The 5,816-nt window shown below is 72.8% G+C and carries 5 protein-coding genes; 3 read left to right on the forward strand and 2 right to left on the reverse strand.

Features of this window, described 5'->3' with window-relative positions; all coding sequences use genetic code 11:
* Positions 1-809, reverse strand: an 809-nt coding sequence (locus tag VN520_RS05255) for a DeoR/GlpR family DNA-binding transcription regulator (protein ID WP_325745660.1), incomplete at its 3' end; no start/stop codon positions are given.
* A gap of 159 nt (positions 810-968) precedes the next feature.
* Positions 969-2,408 (reverse strand): NAD(P)H-quinone dehydrogenase, encoded by a 1,440-nt coding sequence (locus tag VN520_RS05260; protein WP_325745656.1) that lies wholly within the window; start codon positions 2,406-2,408, stop codon positions 969-971.
* 251 nt (positions 2,409-2,659) lie between these two features.
* On the opposite strand from VN520_RS05260, the gene VN520_RS05265 reads away from it, so the two are divergent.
* The 3 genes from VN520_RS05265 to VN520_RS05275 all read left to right on the forward strand — a co-directional run.
* Entirely contained in the window at positions 2,660-3,097 is a 438-nt protein-coding gene (locus VN520_RS05265; RefSeq protein WP_325745657.1) for a gamma-glutamylcyclotransferase, read from the forward strand.
* 115 nt (positions 3,098-3,212) lie between these two features.
* Positions 3,213-4,037, forward strand: a complete 825-nt coding sequence (locus VN520_RS05270) for a purine-nucleoside phosphorylase (protein ID WP_325745658.1) — start codon at positions 3,213-3,215, stop codon at positions 4,035-4,037.
* Between the two features lie 146 nt (positions 4,038-4,183).
* The coding region (locus VN520_RS05275; RefSeq protein WP_325745659.1) for a phospho-sugar mutase at positions 4,184-5,816 on the forward strand (1,633 nt) is incomplete at its 3' end.

Consider the following 5,816-nt stretch of genomic DNA (forward strand, 5'->3'; position numbering starts at 1 on the left):
AGCGGCATGTCCTGCCGCGTCTGCCGGCCCGGTGGCAGGGCGTCGTCGGCCGCGGCCTCCGCGCCGGGCCCGGCCACCGAGATCTCCACGCCCTGGTCGGCGAGGGCCTGGAGCTCCGTGGCCGCACGCTCGTCGTGGACCGGTGGTTCGTCCGTCACCAGACGGGTGATCAGCTCCGTGGGCACCGTCTGGAACATGGTGTCGGAACCGAGCTTCGTGTGGTCCGCCAGGACCACCACTTCGGCCGCGGCCTGCACCAGTGCCCGGTCCACGCTCGCCGAGAGCATGTTGGACGTGGACAGACCGCGCTCCGCGGTGAGCCCGCTCCCGGACAGGAAGGCACGGCTCACCCGCAGCCCCTGGAGGGACTGCTCGGCGCCGCTGCCGACGAGCGCGTAGTTGCTCCCGCGCAGGGTCCCCCCCGTCATCACCACTTCCACCCGGTTGGCATGGGCCAACGCCTGGGCGACCAGCAGCGAGTTGGTGACCACGGTCAGACCGGGCACCCGCGCGAGCCGGCGGGCCAGCTCCTGCGTGGTCGTTCCGGCGCCGACCACGATGGCCTCACCCTCACCGACCAGGCCGGCCGCCAGATCGGCGATGGCCGTCTTCTCCGCGGTGGAGAGATGGGATTTCTGCGGAAAGCCGGACTCCCGCGTGAAACCGCCCGGCAAGACCGCACCGCCGTGCCGGCGGTCGAGGAGTCCTTCTGCCTCCAGCGCCCGCACGTCCCGCCGTACGGTCACTTCGGAGGTCTGGACGACGCGGGCGAGCTCACGGAGCGATACCGCCCCGTTGGCGCGCACCATTTCGAGGATCAATTGACGACGTTCTGCAGCGAACACGGAACTGACAGTAACCTGGCGGTGCGCTGCTTTTCAGCAGTTTGCACCGAATAAGGGAAGTTGTACACGAGCAGGGCCCCCTGGTGATATAGGGGGCCCTGCCTGCGGTACGAACGACCGGTGTCACACCTCGTCCGCGCTCTTCCGGGTGTGCAGCTGCCGGGCCACTTCGGCGATCGAGCCGGACAGTGACGGGTACACGGTGAACGCGTTGGCGATCTGCTCCACCGTCAGGCTGTTGTCGACGGCGAGCGAGATCGGGTGGATCAGCTCGCTGGCGCGCGGCGCGACGACACAGCCGCCGACCACGATGCCGGTGCCGGGACGGCAGAAGATCTTGACGAAGCCGTCCCTGATGCCCTGCATCTTGGCGCGCGGGTTGCGCAGCAGCGGCAGCTTCACGACACGGGCGTCGATCCTGCCGGAGTCGACATCGGCCTGGGTGTAGCCGACGGTGGCGATCTCGGGGTCGGTGAAGACGTTCGCGGAGACCGTCTTCAGGTTCAGCGGCGCCACCGCGTCGCCGAGGAAGTGGTACATCGCGATCCGGCCCTGCATCGCCGCGACCGAAGCCAGGGCGAAGACCCCGGTGACGTCACCGGCCGCGTACACGCCGGGGGCGCTGGTGCGGGAGACCCGGTCGGTCCGGATGTGCCCGGACTCCTTGAGCTGGACCCCGGACTCCTCCAGGCCCATGCCCGCGGTGTTGGGGATCGCGCCGACCGCCATCAGACAGTGCGTGCCGGAGATGACGCGGCCGTCGGACAGCGTGACCTCCACACGGTCGCCGACGCGCTTGGCGGACTGGGCGCGGGAGCGGGCCATGACGTTCATGCCGCGGCGCCGGAAGACGTCCTCCAGGACGGCGGCGGCGTCCGGGTCCTCGCCGGGGAGTACCCGGTCACGGGAGGAGACGAGCGTGACGCGCGAGCCGAGCGCCTGGTAGGCACCGGCGAACTCGGCGCCGGTGACGCCCGAGCCGACCACGATGAGCTCCTCGGGGAGCTCGTCCAGGTCGTAGACCTGGGTCCAGTTCAGGATGCGCTCGCCGTCGGGCTGGGCGTCCGGGATCTCCCGGGGGTGGCCCCCGGTCGCGATCAGCACGGCGTCGGCCGTGAGCCGCTCCTCGGTGCCGTCCGCGACGGTCACCACGACCTGGCGGGACCCGTCGGCGGCCTGGAGGCCCTCCAGCCGGCCCCGGCCGCGCATGACCCTGGCCCCCGTGCGGGTGACGGAGGCGGTGATGTCGTGGGACTGGGCGAGCGCGAGGCGCTTGACGCGCCGGTTGACCTTGCCGAGGTCGACCCCGACCACCCGGGCGGCCTGCTCGACGTGCGGGGTGTCGTCGGCGACGATGATGCCGAGCTCCTCGTAGGAGGAGTCGAAGGTGGTCATCACCTCGGCCGTCGCGATCAGGGTCTTGGAGGGCACGCAGTCGGTCAGGACCGACGCGCCGCCGAGGCCGTCGCAGTCGACGACGGTCACCTCCGCGCCGAGCTGGGCGCCGACCAGTGCCGCCTCGTAGCCGCCGGGGCCGCCGCCGATGATCACGATCCGGGTCACGAAAAGTCCGCCTCGCGTGGTGTCATCCCACGGCCGTCTGCCGCCCCGGCCGGGGGTCCGGGGGATCGCCCCGGGGAATGCAGTACGTAATTCATTGTCCCGCACGCGCCAAGCGGCTTCGCCCCGGGGCCCTCCATACGGGAACGGGCCTGGCCGGGGCCCGGCCCCGGCTCCTCGTGGACCGTCCGTGACCGGGCCTCTCCCCCTCCGGAACCGGCACGCTCCCCATCGCCTCCCGTACCCTCGACCCCATGTCGCTCTACGCCGCATACGCCGGCAACCTCGACGCGCGGCTGATGACGCGCCGCGCACCGCACTCCCCGCTGCGCGGCACGGGCTGGCTCAACGGCTGGCGGCTGACGTTCGGCGGGGAGCAGATGGGCTGGGAGGGCGCACTGGCCACGGTGGTGGAGGCGCCCCGTTCACAGGTGTTCGTCGCGCTGTACGACCTGGCTCCGATGGACGAGGACTCCATGGACCGCTGGGAGGGCGTCGGCCTGGACGTCTACCGGCGCATGCGGGTGCGCGTGCACACGCTGGACGGCGAGGAGCCGGCCTGGATGTACGTCCTGAACGGCTACGAGGGCGGGCTGCCCTCGGCCCGCTACCTGGGCGAGGTGGCGGACGCCGCCGAGTCCGCGGGCGCACCGCACGACTACGTGATGAACCTCCGCAAGCGCCCCTGCTGAGCCACGCCGGGCCACACACTCCGGGGCCCTTCTGTACGAACGTACGAATACGTCCGGCCAGTCTCTGCGCGGCCGCATCTACGCGCGTAGGGAATCAGCGGTTACCCTCATCCGCGTGAACGCATCTCTTATTCCGGACCACATCCAGGGCGACCCCTATGCCGCCGCTGCCGACGCCGCCGCCCGCCTGCGCGAGCTGACCGGCGTCGAGACCCACGACGTCGCTCTCGTGATGGGCTCCGGGTGGGCCCCGGCCGGCGCCGCGCTCGGCATTCCGGAGGCCGAGTTCCCGGTCACCGCCCTGCCCGGATTCCCGGCCCCGGCGGTGGAGGGCCACGGCGGCACGATCCGTTCGTACCGGATCGGGGGGAAGCGGGTCCTGGTCTTCCTGGGCCGCACGCACTACTACGAGGGCCGCGGCGTCGGCGCCGTCGCGCACGGCGTCCGCACGGCCGTCGCCGCGGGCTGCGGGACCGTCGTCCTGACGAACGGGTGCGGCGGTCTGCGCGAGGGCATGCGCCCCGGCCAGCCGGTCCTGATCAGCGACCACATCAACCTCACGGCCACCTCGCCGATCGTGGGGGCGAACTTCATCGATCTGACCGACCTGTACTCGCCGCGGCTGCGCGCCCTGTGCAAGGAGATCGACGAGTCGCTCGAAGAGGGCGTCTACGTGCAGTTCCCCGGCCCGCACTACGAGACCCCGGCCGAGATCAACATGGTCCGTGTCATGGGCGGCGACCTGGTCGGCATGTCCACGGTCCTGGAGGCCATCGCGGCGCGTGAGGCGGGCGCGGAGGTGCTGGGCATCTCCCTGGTCACGAACCTCGCCGCGGGCCTGAGCGGCGAACCCCTCAACCACGAGGAGGTCCTCCAGGCCGGCCGTGACTCGGCGACCCGCATGGGCGCGCTGCTGGCCCGGGTCCTGGACCGGATCTAGCAGGCGCCCCGCCTCCCCTTGAGGCACAGGGCGACCGGATCCAGCCCCGCCGGCGTTCGAGGCGCGGGGGCCCGGGGGCGGAGCCCCCGGCAGCCCCGCGCAGCGGCCCCGCTCCCCGCACCCCCACCCGCAGAAAGGCGGACACCGTGCAGCAGGACCTCATCACGCAGGCCAGGACCTGGCTCGCCGAGGACCCGGACCCCGAGACCCGCGCGGAGCTCGCCGGACTCATCGACGCCGGTGACCTCGCCCCGCTCGCCGACCGCTTCGCGGGCACGCTCCAGTTCGGCACGGCCGGCCTGCGCGGCGAGATCGGCGCCGGTCCGATGCGTATGAACCGCTCCGTCGTCATCCGTGCGGCAGCCGGCCTGGCGGCGTACCTGAAGGCGCGGGGCCACTCTGGCGGCCTCGTCGTCATCGGCTACGACGCCCGCTACAAGTCCGCCGACTTCGCCCGCGACACCGCGGCCGTGATGACCGGCGCGGGCCTGCGCGCGGCCGTGCTCCCCCGCCCCCTGCCGACCCCCGTCCTCGCGTACGCCGTACGGCACCTGGGGGCCGTCGCCGGTGTGGAGGTCACGGCCAGCCACAACCCGCCGCGCGACAACGGCTACAAGGTCTACCTCGGCGACGGCTCGCAGATCGTGCCCCCGGCCGACGCCGAGATCGCCGCCGCGATCGCGGCGGTGGGCCCGCTCGACGGCGTACCCCGCCCGGAGTCGGGCTGGGAGACCCTCGGCGACGAGGTCCTGGCCGCCTACCTGGAACGTACGGACGCCGTCCTCAGCCCCGGTTCGCCCCGCACCGCCCGGACGGTCCACACCGCGCTGCACGGCGTCGGCACCTCCGTCCTGACGGCCGCCTTCGCCCGGGCCGGCTTCCCCGAGCCCGTGCTCGTGGCCGAGCAGGCGGAGCCCGACCCGGCGTTCCCCACCGTCGCCTTCCCCAACCCGGAGGAGCCCGGCGCCATGGACCTCGCGTTCGCGACCGCGCGCCGGGCCCTCCCGGACGTCGTCATCGCCAACGACCCGGACGCGGACCGCTGCGCCGTCGCCGTACCGGACGCTTCGGCGGACGGCGGCTGGCGGATGCTGCGCGGTGACGAGGTGGGCGCGCTGCTCGCCGCGCACCTGGTGGACCGGGGCGCCACGGGCGTGTTCGCCGAGTCGATCGTGTCGTCGACGCTGCTCGGCAGGATCGCGGAGAAGGCCGGCCTCGGTCATGAGGAAACCCTGACGGGCTTCAAGTGGATCGCCCGCGTCGAGGGCCTGCGTTACGGCTACGAGGAGGCGCTCGGCTACTGCGTGGACCCGGAGGGGGTCCGCGACAAGGACGGCATCACGGCCGCCCTGCTGATCGCCGAACTCGCCTCCGTGCTCAAGGAGAAGGGCCGCACCCTCCTCGGCCTGCTCGACGACCTCGCGCTCGAACACGGCCTGCACGCCACGGACCAGCTGTCGGTCCGGGTCGAGGACCTGACGGTCATCGCGGACGCGATGCGGCGCCTGCGCGAGACCCCCCCGACCGCCCTGGCGGGCCTTCCCGTCGTCTCGGCGGAGGACCTCTCGCAGGGCACGGACGCGCTGCCGCCCACCGACGGCCTGCGCTACCACCTGACGGGCGCCCGGGTCATCGTCCGCCCGAGCGGCACGGAGCCGAAGCTCAAGTGCTACCTGGAGGTCGTGGTCCCGGTCCCCGGCGCCGCCGGGCTCCCGGCGGCCCGGGAACAGGCCGCAGCGCTGCTCACCGGCATCAAGCGGGACCTGGCGGCGGCTGCGG

Source organism: Streptomyces sp. (assembly GCF_035563135.1).
Lineage (GTDB): Bacteria > Actinomycetota > Actinomycetes > Streptomycetales > Streptomycetaceae > Streptomyces.

Coding starts and splice junctions, on each gene's coding strand:
- VN520_RS05265 (WP_325745657.1), top strand. CDS start 2,660: ATGTCGCTCTACGCCGCATACGCCGGCAACCTCGACGCGCGGCTGATG.